Consider the following 17906-nt stretch of genomic DNA (forward strand, 5'->3'; position numbering starts at 1 on the left):
GGCGCCCCTGAACGCCCGCCGCGAACCGTTTCAGGCCGCTTGCTTGCGGACGATGGACTTGATTTCGAGGAAGTCGCCAAAGGCGATCTCGCCCCACTCGCGACCATTACCCGACATTTTGTACCCCCCGAAGGGCGCGTAGGCGTCCTCGTCCGCGCCGTTCAGATAGACCATACCGGCCTCGATGTGCGCCGCGACCTCGGCGGCTTCATCGTCGGTGGCTGCCTGCACATAGGCGCCCAGGCCATAGATGGTGTCGTTGGCGATCTCGACCGCGTCGTCGATATCGGTGTAGCTCTGGATAACGAGCACGGGCCCGAAGATCTCTTCCTTCACGATCGTCATGTCGCGCGTCACATCGGCGAAGACGGTCGGGCGAACATAATAGCCTTTGTCGAGACCTTCCGGCCGATCAGTTCCGCCTGCCACCAGCGTCGCGCCTTCGTCGATCCCCTTCCGGATGAGTTCCAGCACGCGATCGCGCTGACGCTCGGATACGAGCGGCCCCATATAGGCGTCGCCGTTCGGATCGCCGACGGTGATCGATGCAGCCACCTGAGCCGCGATCGCCTTGGTCTCCGCCAGCCGGTCCGCAGGGACCAGCAGGCGGGTCGGCGCATGGCAGGTCTGCCCGCTGTTCAGCATGAGGCGATAGATCGACTCGGTGACCGCCTTGCCCAGGTCCGCGCTCGGCAGGACGATATTCGGCGACTTGCCGCCCAGTTCCTGGTGGACGCGCTTGACCGTCTCCGCCGCGCGCTTCGCGACGTCGATCCCGGCAGCAGTCGAGCCGGTGAACGATACCATCGCGATACCAGGATCCTCGGAAATCGCGACGCCCACCACCGGTCCGGCGCCGTCGACCAGATTGTACACGCCCCTGGGGACGCCCGCATCGTGCAGGATCTCGGCGATGATATGTGCTGTGAAGGGCGTGACCTCCGAAGGCTTGTGAACCATCGTGTTGCCCGTCGCGAGCGCCGGCACGACCTTGCACATGATCTGGTTGATCGGCCAGTTCCAGGGCGTGACCATGCCGATGACGCCTATCGGCTCGAGGCGCGCCACCGACCGGTTTCCGACCGGGCGTTCGAACGGATAGTCCTTGAGGCGGTCGAGTGCGGCCATCAGATGCTGTGCGCCGACGCCTGTCTGAAGATCGAAGGCGAATCCCTTGGGCGCGCCAAGCTCTTCAACCAGCGCATCGGCAAGATCCTGTCGCCTTGCCACATAGGTCTGCAACACCGAACCCAGGAGATCGAGCCGCTCCTGGCGCGTGGTGCGGGAGAAGCTGCGGAACGCGGCTTGTGCCGCGGCAACGGCGCGGTCGACATCCGCCGCGGTCCCGAGCGCGATGCGTCCTGCGACCGCTTCGGTCGCGGGGTTGATCACATCGGCGCCGGGACGATCGGAGGCGTCGACCCATTCGCCGTCGATGTAGAATTTCATGTAGTTCCGCATGCAAATTCCTTCCTAATACCCCCCCTTCTTTTGGAGGAGGGTGTCAGTTCGTCAGGCGTTGATCGGCGACCTGGTCGAGCACGTGCCGCAACGCTGCGGCCTCGGCCGCGCCGAAGCTGGTTTCGAAGCTGTGCTGGGCGATATCCCAATGGACGCGCGCTTCATCGACCTTGGCGAGCCCGGCTGCGGTGATGCTCACCAGCCGCGCGCGGCGGTCCGTCGCATCGGGCGCGATCGAGAGCAGCCCGTCGCGTTCCAGCGGCCGCAAATTATGGCCAATGGTCGCGCGGTCCATCGCAAGCAGATCGCCCAGTGCGGAAATGCGCATCGGGCCGCGATGCTTGAGATAGCCGAGGATGGTGAACTGGTTGGTGCCGATCCCCGATGGCGCGAGGCACTGGTCATAGAAGCGCGTCACGTTTCGCGCCGCCCGCCTCAGCCGCGCGCAGTTGCAGCGCGAGGGCAGGTCGATATCGGTCTCAGTTCTGTTGGTCATTCACGACACTCCCGGATGCGGACCAATTTGCTTGGCCGACCGCCGAAAAGTCGGTCGGCAGGCCGTCGAGCCGTTCCATGCGCCGGTTCGACCATGTCTCCACGGTTTCCGGATCGAGCGGCGTGGTGAAGACATTGTTGGTCAGCGTATATTCGGCCGCGAGCCGGCCGACAGGCGCGAGCGCGGCGGTGTCGATCCGGCCGTTCTCGAGATAGAGATCATCGCGGATGTGGAAGCGGACGACCTCGCCCCAGACGACATGGTCGTCATAGTCGCCGACAGTGAAGTAGCGGTCGAGCTTACACTCCATCGCCACCGGCGCGAGCGCCACGCGTGGTGGCCGCACGAACACGCTCGGCGCCTTTTCGAGGCCCACTTTTTCGAACTCATCCTCGCTCGAATCAAACTCCATCGCCGATTTGTGCATCGCACCGGCGAGAGGGAGCGTGACGATATTGTGCACGAATTCGCCCGTGTCGCGGATGTTGACGAACGTGTCCTTGAGCGATCCGTCCGAACGGTGCTGGAGAGTGACCGAAAGTACGGGCGGCTTGCGGCCGACGACGGTGAAGAAGGAAATGGGCGCCAGATTGGCGACGCCGTCGTGCGACATGGTGCTCACCCAGCCGATCGCGCGGGGCACGATCGTGCCGATAAGCAGCTTGTAGGTGTGTTCGACATCGAGGTCGTCGGCGTTGATGATCATGCTGCCTCTCCATCAATGTCATTGCCTTCGAGGAAATATCCGGGACCCAAGGCGGCTTTGAGATTTTCGCCCATCGTCTTCGAGAAGAAGATCGCTGCCTCCATCGGTCGATGATGGATCGCGACATGGCTGATCGCGCCGTCATCATCGCGCGTGAGGATGGTGACGCCATCAAAGACAACACCCTCATGAGCCTCTGCCTGCCACTCGATATATTGCTTGCGGCCCGCGGTGGCCTGATCGGTGAAGCTGAGCGAGCGATAAACCTTGCTCGCGGCTTCCATCACCTTCTGCACGTTTTCGCGGCCGCGGATCGGCCTGACCATAGTCACCGCCTCGAGCACGACGTCGGGTGCGAAGGCCTGGCCGAACGCTGCGCTCGACTTCTTGGCAAAGGCGTCCGTCCAATCTGCGGCCGACGTTTTCCCGCTATCGGCAGCAAGGCCGACCTCGCGCAACATGCCGAGCACAAGCTGCGCGACAGCGCCCGGCTGTTCGACGTGGGCCCAGTGCCCGGCTTTCTCGACAGTTGCGCTCGCCGACGTCCCAAAGCGCTCCGCCACCGCGAGCGCCATCGCCTCTGTCACGAAGGGGTCCGATCCGCCCCGCACGACAAGGACCGGCCCCGCGAACGCGCTCGGCTCGCGGCCAGCGTCATGGCCCTTGTTCCACATGTCGACCAGGCGCGCGACCACATCGGGGCGAACCTGAAGGCCGATCTCCACCAGCTCGTCGAGCCGTTGGCCCGAAAGATCGTGCGACAGGCCGGTGCGCTGCTCGCGCTGGATATCGGCCATTCCGCCCGCCGCCTTGAACGGTGCGACGGCCTCAGCCGGCGCACCGACCCCTGCCAGTGGCACCGGGGTGAGCAGGACAAGCCCCTTCACGGCGTCAGGGCGCCGCTTCGCCACCAGCTCAGCCACCTGCGCACCCATGCTCTGGCCGACAAGCACCAGCTCGCCACCGATCGCATCCACCACCGAGGCCACGCTGTCGGCATAGCTGTCGAGGCTGATCGCATCGGGCTCAGCGGAGGTGCCGCCCATGCCGGGCAGGTCCACCGAAGCACTGGTGACGCCCGACTCGGCGAGGCCAGAAGCGACCAGCTTCCACACCCGGCCAGCATCAAGAAACCCGTGGATGAGGAGCGCGGCAGGACGCTCGTTCCCAGTTGTTTCAAAGGGTAAGTCAGCTTTCGGCGCCGTGGGCATCACCAAATCTCCTAGCCGTTCGCATTATATTGCGAGAATCATATAATGCGCCTATATAAGTCTCATATGCCCATATCTGCAAGAGGGATTGCCATGGTTGAGAGAAGAGATGTCGAATTCCGTGCCGAAGGCGGCACCACGCTACGCGGCTGGTTGTTCGTACCGGAGGGCGCTGCCGGCGAGCGCCGGCCGGCCATCACCATGGCCCATGGCTATGCGGGCGTGAAAGAGCAGGGGATCGAGCCCTTTGCAAAGACGTTCGCGGATGCGGGCTTCGTCGTGCTGCTCCATGACCACCGCGGCTTCGGCGCGAGCGACGGCGAAATCCGGCACGATGTCGATCCCTGGCAGCAGATCGCAGACTGGCGCTACGCCATCTCCTATCTGGAAAGCTTGCCCGAAGTCGATCCCGAGCGAATCGGCCTGTGGGGCACCAGCTATGCCGGCGGCCATGCAATCGTGCTCGGCGCGACCGACCGGCGCCTCAAGGCGGTGGTATCGCAGGTCCCGACGATCAGCGGATTTGAGCAGGGGCTTCGGCGCATCGCGCCGGACGCGGTCGCCGGGGTCGAGGCGCTCTTCTCCGAAGATGAGCGTGGCCGCGCTCGTGGCGAGCCGCCACGTCGGCAGCTCATCGTCAGCAATGATATGAGCAAGCCCGCTTCCTATCGCGCCCGCGACGCCATCGACTTCTATCTGCAGAAGATCCCGGACGGCATCTGGGAGAACAATGTCACGATCCGCTCTACCCGGGCGGCGCGCATGTACGAGCCGGGCGCGTGGCTGCCGCGGATCTCGCCGACCCCGATCCTGCTCGTCGTGGCGCTGAACGACACCATCACGGTCACCGACCTTGCGCTCGCGGCCTATGAGCGTGCGCTTCAGCCCAAGAAACTGGTCACCATCCCGGGCGGCCATTTCGATCCTTATCTGAGCCAATTTCCCCGCTCCAGCGGCGCGGCCGTCGACTGGTTCCGCGAACATCTTGCCTGAGGAGAGCCCCATGACACATCTGAGCTATGACGCGAGCGGTCCGGTCGCCACGATCACGCTCCACAATCCGCCGCAGAACCGCCTCTCGGTCGAGATGCTTGACCAGCTCGCCGACGCGCTCGACGCGGTGGGGGCGAGCGAGGCGCGCGCGGTCATCCTTCGCGCCGAGGGTGCCGATTTCAGCTTCGGCGGTGACATCGTGCCTTGGCCGGCGATGACGGGCCGCCAGTTGCGCACCTTGTTCGAACGCTATCTCGCGACCTGCAACCAGTTCGAACGGCTTGCAATTCCGACGATCGCAGCTGTCCAAGGGCTCTGCTTTGGCGGCGGCCTCGAGCTCGCCCTCCGCGCCGACATCGTGATCGCCGGCGAGACCGCACGCTTCGGCCACCCCGAGCAGAGCATCGCGATCGTCACGCTGCTGGGTGGCATCCATCGTGTCGCCGAGCGCGTGGGGCGGTCCAAGGCGATGGAATGGGCGCTGACCTCCGAGCAGGTGCCCGCCGAGGTGATGGCGGCGCATGGTGTCATCAATCGGGTCGTTCCCGACGACCAGCTCGACGCCGAGGTACGGGCCTTCGCCGAGAAGGTCGCAAGCGGTCCGACCCGCGCCCATGCCGCGCACAAGGCGCTGCTGCGCGCCTGGGTGTCGGGCGGCACCGCGGTGGCCGACGAGGCGCTCATGGACATCGCCATGCCGCTCTTCGACACCGAAGACACGAGGATGGCGATCCCCGCTGCCGTCGAAGCGCTCGCACAGGGCAAGCCCCGGCCGCACTTCGCTTTCAAGGGGCGGTAATCATGGCCGGGGCGCGAGCTGCTTCCGGCCCCGACCCTGCCGCCTTCGAGAAGAGAACCGCAGAGTCGCTTGAGATGGGCGTTCGTGCGCTGTCCCGGTCAGAACGCCAATAAGGCGGACAACCGTACAGGGCTGATGTCAAAATAGCCCAAAGGCAGGCAGACCGCTTGCGGCCATTCGCAACCTGGTGGGACAGACGCTGGCGGCCTCGGGGCTTTGCCAGCGCCCACCCTTGTCCGGCGTGCTGAGCCTAGATGGCCTGGCCGCCGGACACTTCGATCCGCTGCGCGTTCACCCAGCGATTGTCCTCAGAGATGAGGCTGGCGATCATTGGCCCGATATCGTCCGGCAAGCCGACCCGGCCGAGCGCCGTCAGTTCGGCGAACTGCTGGTTGAGTTCGAGATTATCGCGCACAGCACCGCCGCCGAAATCGGTTTCGATTGCGCCCGGCGCCACCGCGTTGACCGCGATGCCTCGCCCGCCAAGTTCCTTGGCAAGGTAACGGGTGAGTACCTCGACCGCGCCCTTCACGGCCGCGTAAGCCGCATAGCCCGGATATGTGATGCGGGTGAGGCCCGTGGAGAGGTTCACGATCCGGCCGCCGTCCGCGAGCAGCGGCAGCAGCGCCTGGGTGAGAAAGAAGACGCCCTTGAAGTGCACATCGACCAGCCGGTCGAACTGCGCCTCGCGCGTTTCTGCGACCAGCGCATAGTCGCCATGGCCCGCATTGTTGACGAGGTGATCGAATGTATCGCGCCGCCAGGTGTCGGCGAGCGCCGCGCGCAGTCGATCCACGAAAGGTGCTATAGCCGCGATGTCGCCGGTGTCGAGCTGGAGCGCGGCCGCCTTGCGGCCCATTGCGCGGATCTCTGCGACGACCGCATCGGCCTCGTCAGATCGGCTGTGATAGGTGATGACGACGTCGCCTCCGCGGCGGGCGATGCTGAGTGCGGTGTTGCGGCCGAGACCGCGGCTGGCACCGGTAACGAGAGCAATCTTGGTCATGATGTCCTCCTGTTGGTTTTGTGGCCACTCCGATATGCCGCGCGGACGCCGGTGGTTGTTGCCGGGTCCTTGCTGTTCTTTGCCTAATCCTACAAAGTGCTGGCGCGGCGATCGCGAAGGCATAGAATCGCCTCATGATCAGCTTGCTCAGCGCCGTCAGCCGCTATGCGGATGCGCATGCCGATGCGAATGGGATCGCACGGACCCCGATCCCCGGCCTTTCGACCGTGCGCGCGAGCGCGCCGAGCGGGCTGCAGCACGACATCTCGCGGCCGCTGGTCTGTCTCGTCGTGCAGGGCAGCAAGCATGTCATGACGGGGACGCAGGGCTTCGCCTTCTCGGCCGGGGATTCGATGCTGATCACGGCCGATGTGCCGACCGTGAGCCGGATTACCCGAGCGAGCATCGCCGCGCCCTATTATTCGCTGGTGCTGGAGCTCGACCCGGCGGTGATCGCGGAGCTTGTGGCGGAGATGGACGCCGGCATGGTGATCGACCACGCGCCGATCCGGGTCGATCCGACCGATGCCGAGGTCGCCGATGCGGCGCAGCGGCTGATGCGGTTACTCGATCGTCCGGCCTCGATACCGGTGCTCCAGGCGCAGCTCGTACGGGAGATGCATTACTGGTTGTTGACGGGGCGGCACGGGACGGCGATCCGCCGTCTCGGCTGGCCCGACGGTCATGTCCGGCGCGTCGCCCGCGCCGTCGCCGTGCTGCGAGCCGAATATGCACAGCCGCTACCTGTCGAGCAGCTGGCGGCCGTGGCCGGCATGAGCCCGTCCTCCTTCCACCAGCATTTTCGTGCGGTGACCTCGCTGTCGCCTCTGCAATTCCAAAAGCATCTGCGGCTGATCGAGGCGCGCCGGCTGATGTTGTCGGAAGGAAAGAATTCGAGCGGCGCGGCCTTCGCGGTCGGCTATGAGAGCGTCTCTCAATTTACCCGGGAATATAACCGGATGTTCGGGCTGCCGCCGGTCAAGGATACGAAGGCGGCGCGTGGAAAAGCCCTCGCCGCTTGAAGCCACAAGGCTGGCGGCGGGTGGTCTTCGGCCAACCTAAGCCCAAGCGCTTCGCGAGATCGTCGTCGCAAAAATGAAAGAATGGCCGGTTAGGCGCGGATGCAGGAGCTGCAGGTCGCACACACTTGCCAGCGTGACACATGCGATTGCGGTTTCAGAAAAACATGCAACTGAGTAAGGACCGCAAGACACTCCGAAAGGCCGGCGGCATTGACGTGATTGCCCGCGAAGGTCGCCTCTTCGCTTACTCATCGGGGAATTTCGGCAAGGGCCTCGTCTTCGCCGGTGCAGACATCACCATCCTGTTCCTGTTGACCGATCTGCTGAAACTGTCCGCCACAGCAGCAGGCACGCTGATGCTGATGGCGCTCGCCGGAGATCTGATCTTCGACCTTCTGGCGGCGGTGCTCGTCATTCGCCTGCGACGATCCGGAAAGGGTTATCGCTGGCTGGTTGTGGCCGGCGCCATTCCGTGCGGCACCGCATTCGCCCTCCTCTACGCCATGCCCGCATTCGGAGCGCACCAGGGCTGGATGCTGGCCTGTGCCCTGCTGGTATTTCGCGGAGCCTATGCCGTAATCGACGTGCCGCACAACGCATTGATGGCGCAGATCACCAGCGACAGCCGCACGCGCGGCCGGGTTTCAGGTTACAGATTGCTCTTCAGCACTGCGAGCGCGCTCGTGATCGCCTCTGTGCTCACGCCGCTTGTGCAGCAGGCAGCGCGAGACCGGGCCTTCGACACGCTGACATCGACCGGGATCATCGCGGGCGCCCTGTTCGCGCTCACAATGGGGCTGTGCGCGCTGATGTCGAGCGGCGGTGCGCATTCGCGACCGGCGGGAGACGGCATCGCCATACCCCTGCGCGATCGTCTGGTGGTCGGGATGGCCGTGATCGCTGTAGTGACCGGGTTTGCGGTCCCGACCTTCGGGCGGATGATCCTTTATATCGGCACCTACGTGGTCGATCGTCCCGATCTGGTCGGCTCGCTTCTTCTCGCGCTGACCCTCGGCCAGTTCATCGGCGTTCTTGCGTGGACGTCGCTGACCGGTCGCTTCAACAAGAGCCAGCTCCTTGCCATGGGCCATGGCGTCAGCGCAGCGGGCATGATCCTCTTCGCCCTGTGCCTGCGCTGGCCAGATATATTGCCCGGCTGCGCCGTCCTGATCGGGATGGGCCTTGCCAGCGTGTTCATGCTGCCCTGGGGACTTTTGGCGGACACCGTGGACTTCGTGACATGGCGACACGGCCGGCGGTTCGAGACCGGGCTCTTCGCCTTCTACCTCGTGGTCGTCAAGGCGAGCGGCGCTGCCTCGACGGCGCTGATCGGCTGGTCGCTGGGGTGGCTCGGCTATGTCCCGGGCGAAGTTCAGGCAATGGCGGTGCGGGTCGGGATGCTGGGTCTCGGCCTTGGCCTGCCTATCGCAGGATGTCTTTCTGCGATCGTGCTTCTGCGACTGTTCGATATCGGGCATGCCCGCCATGCCGGGGTGCTTGCCGCACTGGCACGCAGGAGCGCGCGCCCGTCGCCCGGACGCCCAATGCTCCGGCTCAGTCGGGGGCTGAGCCGGTCTCCGGATTATATGCCGGATTGACGGGATCGAGCGGCGACGGATCAACCGTGGCCGGCGGGTTCGCGCTTTCCGCCCAGGCACGGCAGATCATGTCGCGCAGCATCGCCGCGCCCTTCGCGGTCTGTGAATAGACCAGTTCGCGCACATCCTTGTCAGCGTGGTTCGCGAAGCCGTCGCGCTTCTCGAGCGCGTAGACGGTCTCCATTTTCCCCCCCGCGTCGTCGAGAAATACGAGGACCGCATCGAACATGTCGCCGCTGCGGTGCGCGGGTGCGCCGATGCGCGGTGCGATGTCCTTCACCGACAGGCCGATCCCGTCGACGAAACCGCTCTCAAAGCGGCCATGGATGCTCCTGTCGCGCGTGTAGCCCTTCGGGTTGTCGCCCCGCCAACCGTCGCTGTTGACCGAATCGTGCAGCGGCTGCGAGCCGTCGCCAATATAGTGGCCGAGCCGGATCACCTGGAACGCACAGTGCTGTTCGGGGATCGAGGCGTCGCTGCCTTCCATCTGCGCCTTGCGCACGTAGCGCATGCACACGACGAGCCGGTCGTAGGCTTCGATCGCGGCATAGGGAAGCGTGCCCGTCCAGCGCACGTTGGTGCGCTGCGCGGTCTGCGGATCGCTGTCCTTGATCTTCTCGTAATGCTTGTAGAGGGCGAGCACGAACTCATAGCGTGAGCGCGGGATCGGTTTCACGAAGGTAAACTGCTCCCTGAACCAGCCATGATTGGGGTCCTCGTCGATCTTGGAGAAGTTTTCCGACGCCCCGCGCCAGCTGTCGGGCAGCGAGGCCGAGGCCGCGACATAGTCCGCGTACTTGCGCAGGAATACCGGACCGTCATCGGGAATGGCCTCGATCGCCGCGCGGTCGATCACCGCGTGGGCTGTGCCGCCCCATGCGTGCGCGGTCGTCGGGACGAGCGCGAGGACGGAAAACGGGGCGAGGGCGGCAAGCAGGAAATGGCGCATAGGATGCTCCGGAAGGTTGCTGTTCAGGGGTCGAGCGGATCACGCGGGTCGACACGCGCGGACCGGGGCGAGGGGTGAAACACCAGTTCCGTCGGCGAAATGCGCCGGCCGACCTGCCCGGGCTGGTAGCCAAGCTCGGCATCGTTGCGCTGTGCGAAGGCGGTGCTCCCGATATAGGCGCTCTGCGTCGGATTGCAGACGATCAGCGCGTCCCGGTCGAGTGGAGCGCCCATCATCATCAGCAGGCGCGTGGCGTTGCGCAGGTTGGTGGTGGTGTGCCGGGCATAGGGCTCGATCACGATGGCCTCGGCAGGAACGCCGTAGCGCTCGATCAGCACGTTGCGCATTTCCTCCGCTTCGGCAAAGCGCGTGGCACGCGGGTGCGCGCGGCCGCCGGTGACGATGATGAACGGAATGTCGCCCTCGGCAAAGCGATTGGCGGCGAGCCGGAGATGATATTTGCCCATCGGGCTGAGCGGCATGTCCGGGGTCTCGGGGCCGACGCCCGTGACGATCATCGCGGTGTAGCGCCAGCGCTTCCAGTCGATTCGCCGGGCGCGCTCGAAGGCGGGCGCGTTCAGACCACCGGTGAGCGGTTCGAAGCCGATCGGGTCGGTCCGGTCGTGGGTGTCGAGCAGCGCGAGCGCGAACTCGATGCTCGGGTCGAGCGCCTGTGCGGAGCCGGCGCGCGGCGTCTGCGCCAGCGCCAGCGCACCCTGCAGCCGTGCTTTTGCTTCCTGCGGGTCGAGCATGCCCGCGCCGTCGATCTGCGCGTAGCGAGGCACCGCGCCCAGCGCATAGCTGCTCACGATTGCGTTGATGCCCTGCACTTCGCGCGTGACCCCCGCGACCGCGCCATCGTCGGGCGCGGCACCCGGCACAACCGGTCCGATTGCTGCGGCGAGCGCGGTGGCTTCGGCGTCCGACCACATCATGGCCGCGGCCGTGCAGCCAGGGTCCTGCCCGCAGGCGGTGCGGCGCGCCTGTCGTTCGCTGAGGACACGTGTCGCATCGGGCTGTGCCGCCACAGCCTTGAGCGCGGATTTATCGCCGCTCAGCCTGTTCAGCAGCGGGAACAGCCGCTGCGAAAGCGTCTCGGTTGCCGTGTCCCGAGCCGCCCCGGCAAAGGCCGGGGCGGAGGAAAGCGACAGGGCGATTGCCGCGGCAAGCGGCGTGGCAATCCGCGCCATCCTGATCGTCATCACCAGGACTTGCTGATGACGAGGCGGAAGTTGCGGCCGAAGATCGGGCGGCCGTAGATCGCGGTGCTGCTGCCCTGGCCGTCCAATATGTCGGTACGCGTGTTGCCCTCGGTCAGGCCGTGCGCGTTAAACAGGTTGTCGCCGACGACCTGCAGCTGCCAGCTGTCACGACGCAGAGAGACGCCCGCACCGATCGTGCCGTAGGAGGGCAGCGCGGTGTTGTTGTAGAGATCGACGTAGCGCTTGCCCATATAGGTGTAGCGCCCATAGATCGACACATCGGTCCCCGCGGTCGTGAAGTCGAAGCTCGGGCGGATGTTTCCATACACCTTGGGCTGACGCACGATCTGGTTGCCCTCGACCTGCTCGGGATCGGCGCCCGTCGAGCTCTTGAAGTTCTTGTACTTCGGGTCGCTGACGGTCAGCGCACCGTTCAGGCTGAACCAGGGCGTGACCTGCCATGCGCCGTCGAACTCCACGCCCTTGACCTGCGCTTCGCCGATGAAGGGGACGGGGACGTCGTTGCGCCCGGTGAGTGGGTTATATGCCAGGAACGAGGCGTTGAGCGGGTCGAAGTTGGTGTAGAAGCCCGTGATGTAGAGGTAGGAACGGCCCGATGCCAGCTTCAGGCCCGCCTCGAACTGATCGGCCTTGGTCGTCAGGATCGTCGGGTTGATGGTCATCGAGGTCTGGACATTGGGCGGCGTCTCGAGGTGCGAGGCGCGGCCATAGACGCCGATATTGTCGCTGAAGTCGTAGTTCGCGCCCACGGTCCAGTTGGTGATGCTGGGTGAAAGCTCACGATTGACGATGACGCCGGTGAAGCCACGCGTGGTGTCGTCGGCGAGCGTCGTGCCGTCGCCCAGGTTGACCTGTTCGGTCACGGCCGCCCAGCCCTTGTAGCTGTAGCGCTCATGGCGGATGCCCGCGTCGATGCGCAGGCCCGGCACGACCTCCCAGGTGTCGTTTGCATAGAGCGCAAACATGGTCGCGTCCGAATCGCCCTTGTTGAGCGTCGCCGCATAGTTGAGCACGCCATTGTCGGTCACACGGCCCAGTTCGACGCCACCCGGCCCATAGGCAACGAGGTCGAGCGTGCGCGGCTTGCCCGCCACCTCAATCAGATAATTCTGGTAGATGGTGTTGCTGTCCTCGCCATAGGCGCTGGCATAGAGGCCCAGCTTGATATCATGGCTGCCGATGGCGGTGTCGAAGCGTTTGGCGACCGAGAAATCGCCCTGCGCCGAATAGAATTTGGAGTGGATGTCGCGGTACTGGCCCTGCATGACGAGGCCCGAGGCGGCATAGGGGTCATAGACGGTGTTGGTCCCCGCAAGCACATAGCCGAAGGAAGCGAGATTGCCGAAAGCCGCGGTCGAGCGCGCGAGATAGCCATTGGCGAAGGTCGTGGCATCGGCGGGGTTGGTGGTGGAGTAGAACGCCGTGAAATCGAGCTTGCCCTGCGTGTAGCCCGCCTTTGCGGACACCAGCCAGCCGTCGAAGTCGCCGTCATATTGCGCGCCGAAATTGACCATCTGCATGTGGCGGCCGTCGGACAGGTCGCTGTTGCGGCTCTGGATCTGGCCGGCGCCGTCGCGCCACTTGAGGTTGACGTTGCGCAGCGCGGGCGAGTTCATCGTGCCCTTGAAATAGTCGATATAGGGATCGAGCGAGACGCTGGGGTCGGTCGGATCGGCGATCGGGATCGGCAGGTAGAAGACGTTGTGATCGTTGACGTAGTTGACGTTCAGCCTGATCGAGCCGTTTTCGAGATCATGCTTGATATTGGCGCGGATCTGCCCGCCCTTGTCGTTCGCAAAGCCGTTGTCGCGATAGCCGTCATGATAGCGGAGGAAGCCGCCCACCGCATAATAGGTGTCCTTGCCGAGCGGGCCCGCCTGAAAGGCATCGAGACGGTACAGGCCCGTATCGCCAAGCGTCACCTGCGCCTTGCCGCGCGGGGTTTCGTCGCCCGTCACGGTGATGGCGTTGATGATCGCGCCGGAATAGCTGGCATAGACCGGCGCGGGGCCGCCGCGCACGACCTCGACGCGCTCGGTCATCAGGTCCTGCTTGAGGATGGCGTCGCCGCGGAAGAACACGCCGTCATTCTCGTGGAACAGCGGCAGGCCATTCTGCTGGAAGCTCACGAAACCACCGTCATTGGGCAGGCCACGGATGCGGTAGATGTTCTGCACCTCACCCCCCGTGATTTCGGTCTGGAAGCCCGGGAGCTGGCCGATCAGGTCCGCGAAGTTGACGGGGGCGATCTTCTCGACATCAGTCGGCGTGATCGTGTTGATCGCGTAGGACACGTCGAAGCGGCGCTGTGCGCGCGTCGAACCGGTGACGATGATGTCGCCAGCGGGCGCATCCGACTCTTCGATTTCGGTGCTCGGGGAGGGCGTGGCGGAGTTCGTCGACTGCGCATGGGCTGGCGTGACGAAGACGGAGCAAATGGCGGCAAGCGCCGTGCCGGTGGCGAGAACGGTTTTGAGCATGAGGCCCCTCACAGGATTGCAGGGCCGCCAGGGAGGCGACGCGCCGCCCCTGGCCTCACAATGTGACAAATTTAATTATTTTTGTTAAAATAATTAAATTTCGCTACGGCTTGTGCCTGGCCGCCTCGCCGGCAGAAGATCCGGAGCTCGCAGTGAATGTTCTGATGCTCGACAAGGACCAGCGTCGCGTCATCCAGGAGCTGCGCAAGGCCGGTCCGTGTTCGCGTTCCTCGCTTGCGGCGCGACTCGAGATCAGCGGCGCTGCGCTCACCAAGCTGTCGCGCGATCTGCTGGCGCTGGGCATTGTCGAGGAAGTTCCCGACACCGAGGTGCATGGGCGGGGTCGTCCGGCAATTCCGTTACGCATCGCCCCCGGGGGCGGCTACGCGATCGGCGCCACGGTGCACAAGGGAATGCTCGACATCGCACTCGTCGATTTTGCCGGATCCACGATCGCCACGCATCGGGAGACGATGGAGCCGATCGAGCCGAACGAGTTCGCGCAAAAGGTGCGCCATATCACGCACGATCTCGTGGATCGCCATCACCTGCTGGGGCAGCGCATGCTCGGCATCGGCGTGGCGGTGCCCGGCCCCTCCTTTTCGCCCGAGGGCGATCGCTGGAGCGTGGTCGAGGTCATGCCGAACTGGCGCGGAACGCCGCTGCGCGAGATCATGACCGCCGAGCTGGGATGGCCGCTGTGGATCGAGAACGACGCCAATTCCGCGGCGATCGCCGAATTCTATCTCGGCGGCCTCATGCAGCAATTCTCGACCGTGGTCGTCCTGCTTCTGGGCTACGGCATCGGCGCGGGCGTCATCGTCGACGGCCGGCTCGTGCGCGGGCAGTTTGGCGTGGCCGGAGAAATCGGTTGCCTGTTTCCCGGTGACCGTCCGCGGCCCAGTCCGCTCGATCTCCTCTCCACGCTGCGCGCGCGCGGCTGCCAAGTCTCCTCGGTCGCAGAGATCGATCCTGCCGCCGGCAACCAGCGCGCTACAATCGAGCTATGGATGGACCGTGCCGGGCAGCAGCTCGAAGTTGTCTGCAACACCGCCTTTGCCTGGCTGGACCCCGGCGCAATCGTGCTGGCGGGCACGCTTTCCGGCGAGATCCTGCAAGGCCTGGCCGATCGGCTTCACCGTGCCGACCTGGTCACGACGATTTGCGATCGCCGGCCCCCTGTCCAGGTATCGAACTTGCGCGGCTCGCCGATAACGCTCGGGGCCGCTCTGCTGCCGATCCATGCCGTCTCTGCCGAAGCTGATTTTTTTGCGAGTATTTTGGCGATCTCAGCATGCCTCACTAGGACCGTCTAGTCGACGGGGGCGCTTGCGATAATTCCCAGAACTCATGAACATGGCGTAATCGCGGGAGCGGTTGCTTCGAGCCATGACGAGATGGGCGCGGGGGACTGTTCCCCGATAAGATGGAGGTGCGGGCTCACGACTGGTGGCCTGTGCCACCCGATAAACAAGAAAATGCTGTTCCGCAGGAGCTGAATTTCTATGTACCACCGGATCTCTGCCCTCGGGGTCAATGGCGGCTTCCTCGCAATGACGACCTTGTTTTTCGCCTGGGGCTTCATCAGTGCGAACAACGATCCGCTGATAGTGGCCCTCCGGGCTGCGTATGGGCTGAACTACACCGAGGCCCTGCTGATCCAGATCGTGTTCTTCATCACATCGGGGCTTATCGCTTTGCCCGCCGCGGCACTTGTTGAACGCGTCGGCCCCATGGCGTCGATCACCGTTTCGCTCGCGCTAATGGCAGTTGGCTGCCTGGCTGTCGCGTTCGTGGTCCGCCTGGAGGCCTATGCACTCATCCTGTGCGCGCTGTTCGTGCTGGCAGCCGGAATAACGTCTTTGCAGGTAGCCGCCAATCCGCTTGCAGCCGCATTGGGACCGTCCGAAGCCAGCCATTTTAGACTCAATTTAGCCCAGGCCTTGAATTCGATAGGCGTCGTCATTGGCGTTCATTTCGGCTCATTCGCCATGCTCTCGCCTGACGCCGATCCACAGCATCACGGGGAAACGGCAACCATGCTTGCAGGCGTTTCACGCGCCTATCTGTTTTTGGCTCTCGCGCTTACGGTGCTGTTAGCATTTATTTTTTCGCTCAGGCGCTCGATTGGGCGGCAGCTACCGAAAGGAGGCGAGGGGCCCTCGGCGTCGATCTTGACCGCATTCCGATCGCCATGGGTGCTCGCTGGAGCGCTCGCCATCGGCCTTTATGTCGGAGCCGAAGTCGCGATCGGCAGTATCATGATCAATTTCCTGCACCAGGCCGAAACGATGAACCTGCCTTTTGAAACGGGTGGGCGTTATCTGGCAAATTTCTACTGGGGCGGCGCACTTGTCGGCCGGATCGTCGGCAGCCTCCTGTTGATCAGGTTTTCGGCAGCCCGCCTGCTCGCCAATTGCGCCTTCTGCGCCACGGCGCTCTGCCTGACCGTGTTCATGACGACAGGCCCCATAGCCGGCATGGCGGCTCTATCGGTCGGACTGTTCAATTCGATCATGTTCCCGACGATCTTTTCGCTGACGCTCCAGCGAGCAAAGGTTCCGTCTTCAGGTGCGTCCGGAATTCTCTGCCTTGCCATTACGGGGGGCGCGTTCATGCCATTTCTGGTCGGGAGAGTGGCGGACGAATTCTCGCTGTCGGCCGCATTTGTCATTCCTGCTGTGGCTTACGCAATCATCCTCATCTTCGGCCTGATAAGTCAGCACGACCGAAAGCCCATTTTTGCATCCGCAGATCGCTCCCTTTGAACTAGGCGCCATGAACGGCGGTGGAAGCCCGTTCGACAAGCGAAAACGGCAGATATTCGAGACGATGGTCGGTCGTTTCCCCGATCATCGATTGCTCAGCGATCATCTCTACGGCGCGGAAGGCCATTTCCTGGATAGGCTGATGGATCGTGGTGAGTGGAGGCCATATGAGAGCTGATACCGGAGTATCGTCAAAACCCGCGATCGAGATGTCTTTCGGAACCGAGAGTCCGAGCTGATGCACGGCGAAGGAGACGCCAACGGCCATATCGTCGTTGGCGCAGATGATCGCCGTTGGACGAGGCGCCTCGTCAAGCATACCGGGCAGGAGCTCGGTGCCTGATCGGAAGGTGAAATTTCCGCGTCGCGAAACGATCGAATCTTCATCAAGTCCGCGCGCTGCCAAAGCCCTTAGTGCGCCGGAAAAGCGCCTCTCGGCGGATAGGTGGTCGACAAACCCCTTGATGAAGCCGATGCGACGGTGCCCGAGATCGAGCAAGTAGGACATCAGGGCGAAGCCGGCCGCTTCGTCATCCATGCTCACTCCGGAAGCATGCAGCGGAGCTTCCAGGCCGGGCGAGATCGTCACCACGACGCAATTCTTCTTTTGCAGCCCGTTTATGAGCCCAACATTGTCCGAGAACGGAGGCGTCAAAACAACGCCGCCAGCACGGCTTCCTTCGACCAGTTGCATGATCGCCGCATCAGGATCGTGCCCGTCCTGGACCACAACATGTCTCACAAAATCGAAGCCCTTCAGCGCACACGCTCTGAGTGCCCCGATCTCCAAGGCAGAAGCGTAGAAGGAGTTCGGCTCCTGATCGACGTCCGAGCTGCAGATCAACAAGATTGACCTTTGCCCTCCGCCCGCCAGGGCGCGCGCCTGGACATTGACCTCATATCCAAGTTCAGCGACAGCCTTGAGCACCTTGTCGCGTGCTCGCTTGCTGACATTCGGACCGTCGTTCAGTACCCGCGAGACGGTGACCCGCGCCATGCCGGAAAGCTTTGCAACGTCATCGATCGTGGGTTTTCGGGAAGTCAGAATAAACTCCTTCCTAGGATCGTCTGACTTTTCTTCGCTGCTTATCGCCCTGCTCCTCTCTCATCAATCACCAACACCATTGTCCCCATCGCGGCGGGGCGTGCTCCGTTCCGGGATTCCCGCGCCAATCCGCAGCAGTTGACATCCAG

The 17906-nt window shown here is 63.9% G+C and carries 15 protein-coding genes; 6 read left to right on the top strand and 9 right to left on the bottom strand.

Annotated elements, in window-relative coordinates:
• Window positions 1-30: 30 nt before the first annotated feature.
• From AC3WJD_RS08325 to AC3WJD_RS08340, 4 genes are read right to left on the bottom strand one after another with little or no spacing between them, the layout of a single operon-like run.
• The gene (locus AC3WJD_RS08325) at window positions 31-1461 is read right to left on the bottom strand and encodes an aldehyde dehydrogenase family protein (protein WP_492746135.1); all 1431 of its coding nucleotides are present in this window, start codon (window positions 1459-1461) and stop codon (window positions 31-33) included.
• Between the two features lie 43 nt (window positions 1462-1504).
• On the bottom strand, window positions 1505-1957 hold the full coding sequence (locus AC3WJD_RS08330; protein ID WP_492746136.1) for a MarR family winged helix-turn-helix transcriptional regulator: 453 nt from the start codon (window positions 1955-1957) through the stop codon (window positions 1505-1507).
• Entirely contained in the window at window positions 1941-2663 is a 723-nt protein-coding gene (locus AC3WJD_RS08335; protein ID WP_492746137.1) for a flavin reductase family protein, read from the bottom strand. Before AC3WJD_RS08335 ends, AC3WJD_RS08330 begins: the two co-directional genes overlap by 17 nt.
• A complete protein-coding gene (locus AC3WJD_RS08340; RefSeq protein ID WP_492746138.1) occupies window positions 2660-3874 on the bottom strand; it encodes an alpha/beta fold hydrolase in 1215 nt (404 codons plus the stop codon). The genes AC3WJD_RS08335 and AC3WJD_RS08340 overlap by 4 nt, the downstream gene beginning before the upstream one ends.
• A gap of 93 nt (window positions 3875-3967) precedes the next feature.
• Between AC3WJD_RS08340 and AC3WJD_RS08345 the strand changes: the two genes are divergently transcribed.
• The gene (locus AC3WJD_RS08345; RefSeq protein ID WP_492746139.1) at window positions 3968-4867 is read left to right on the top strand and encodes an alpha/beta hydrolase; all 900 of its coding nucleotides are present in this window, start codon (window positions 3968-3970) and stop codon (window positions 4865-4867) included.
• Between the two features lie 10 nt (window positions 4868-4877).
• Window positions 4878-5666, top strand: a complete 789-nt coding sequence (locus tag AC3WJD_RS08350) for an enoyl-CoA hydratase/isomerase family protein (RefSeq protein ID WP_492746140.1) — start codon at window positions 4878-4880, stop codon at window positions 5664-5666.
• A 250-nt stretch (window positions 5667-5916) separates the two neighbouring features.
• Here the strand turns inward: AC3WJD_RS08350 and AC3WJD_RS08355 are convergent, their stop codons facing one another.
• Entirely contained in the window at window positions 5917-6672 is a 756-nt protein-coding gene (locus AC3WJD_RS08355) for an SDR family oxidoreductase (protein WP_492746141.1), read from the bottom strand.
• 134 nt (window positions 6673-6806) lie between these two features.
• Between AC3WJD_RS08355 and AC3WJD_RS08360 the strand changes: the two genes are divergently transcribed.
• Together AC3WJD_RS08360 and AC3WJD_RS08365 are read left to right on the top strand one after the other, a co-directional pair.
• The gene (locus AC3WJD_RS08360; protein ID WP_492746142.1) at window positions 6807-7694 is read left to right on the top strand and encodes an AraC family transcriptional regulator; all 888 of its coding nucleotides are present in this window, start codon (window positions 6807-6809) and stop codon (window positions 7692-7694) included.
• Window positions 7695-7834: 140 nt separating this feature from the next.
• On the top strand, window positions 7835-9292 hold the full coding sequence (locus AC3WJD_RS08365) for an MFS transporter (RefSeq protein ID WP_492746143.1): 1458 nt from the start codon (window positions 7835-7837) through the stop codon (window positions 9290-9292).
• Here AC3WJD_RS08365 and AC3WJD_RS08370 read toward each other — a convergent pair.
• Genes AC3WJD_RS08370 through AC3WJD_RS08380 form a run of 3 tightly spaced genes read right to left on the bottom strand, consistent with a single transcriptional unit; the run spans window position 9249 to window position 13944 of the window.
• A complete protein-coding gene (locus AC3WJD_RS08370) occupies window positions 9249-10241 on the bottom strand; it encodes a phospholipase C/P1 nuclease family protein (RefSeq protein ID WP_492746144.1) in 993 nt (330 codons plus the stop codon). The two genes, AC3WJD_RS08365 and AC3WJD_RS08370, sit on opposite strands and share 44 nt — an antisense overlap.
• Window positions 10242-10264: 23 nt before the next feature.
• Window positions 10265-11443, bottom strand: a complete 1179-nt coding sequence (locus AC3WJD_RS08375; RefSeq protein ID WP_492746156.1) for a YdcF family protein — start codon at window positions 11441-11443, stop codon at window positions 10265-10267.
• Complete coding sequence (locus tag AC3WJD_RS08380; protein ID WP_492746145.1) at window positions 11443-13944, bottom strand: TonB-dependent receptor; 2502 nt, start codon at window positions 13942-13944, stop codon at window positions 11443-11445. The genes AC3WJD_RS08375 and AC3WJD_RS08380 overlap by 1 nt, the downstream gene beginning before the upstream one ends.
• Before the next feature lie 152 nt (window positions 13945-14096).
• On the opposite strand from AC3WJD_RS08380, the gene AC3WJD_RS08385 reads away from it, so the two are divergent.
• Both AC3WJD_RS08385 and gluP read left to right on the top strand, forming a co-directional pair.
• Window positions 14097-15260 (top strand): ROK family protein, encoded by a 1164-nt coding sequence (locus tag AC3WJD_RS08385; protein WP_492746146.1) that lies wholly within the window; start codon window positions 14097-14099, stop codon window positions 15258-15260.
• Window positions 15261-15449: 189 nt separating this feature from the next.
• Window positions 15450-16712 carry a glucose/galactose MFS transporter gene (gluP, locus tag AC3WJD_RS08390; protein WP_492746147.1) on the top strand — a complete coding sequence of 421 codons (1263 nt, stop codon included), beginning with the start codon at window positions 15450-15452 and terminating at the stop codon, window positions 16710-16712.
• Window position 16713: 1 nt separating this feature from the next.
• Here gluP and AC3WJD_RS08395 read toward each other — a convergent pair whose 3' ends face one another.
• Complete coding sequence (locus AC3WJD_RS08395) at window positions 16714-17802, bottom strand: LacI family DNA-binding transcriptional regulator (protein WP_492746157.1); 1089 nt, start codon at window positions 17800-17802, stop codon at window positions 16714-16716.
• Between the last annotated feature and the right edge of the window lie 104 nt (window positions 17803-17906).

The sequence above is a fragment of the Sphingobium sp. FW306-1B-F04DB genome (assembly GCF_058781925.1).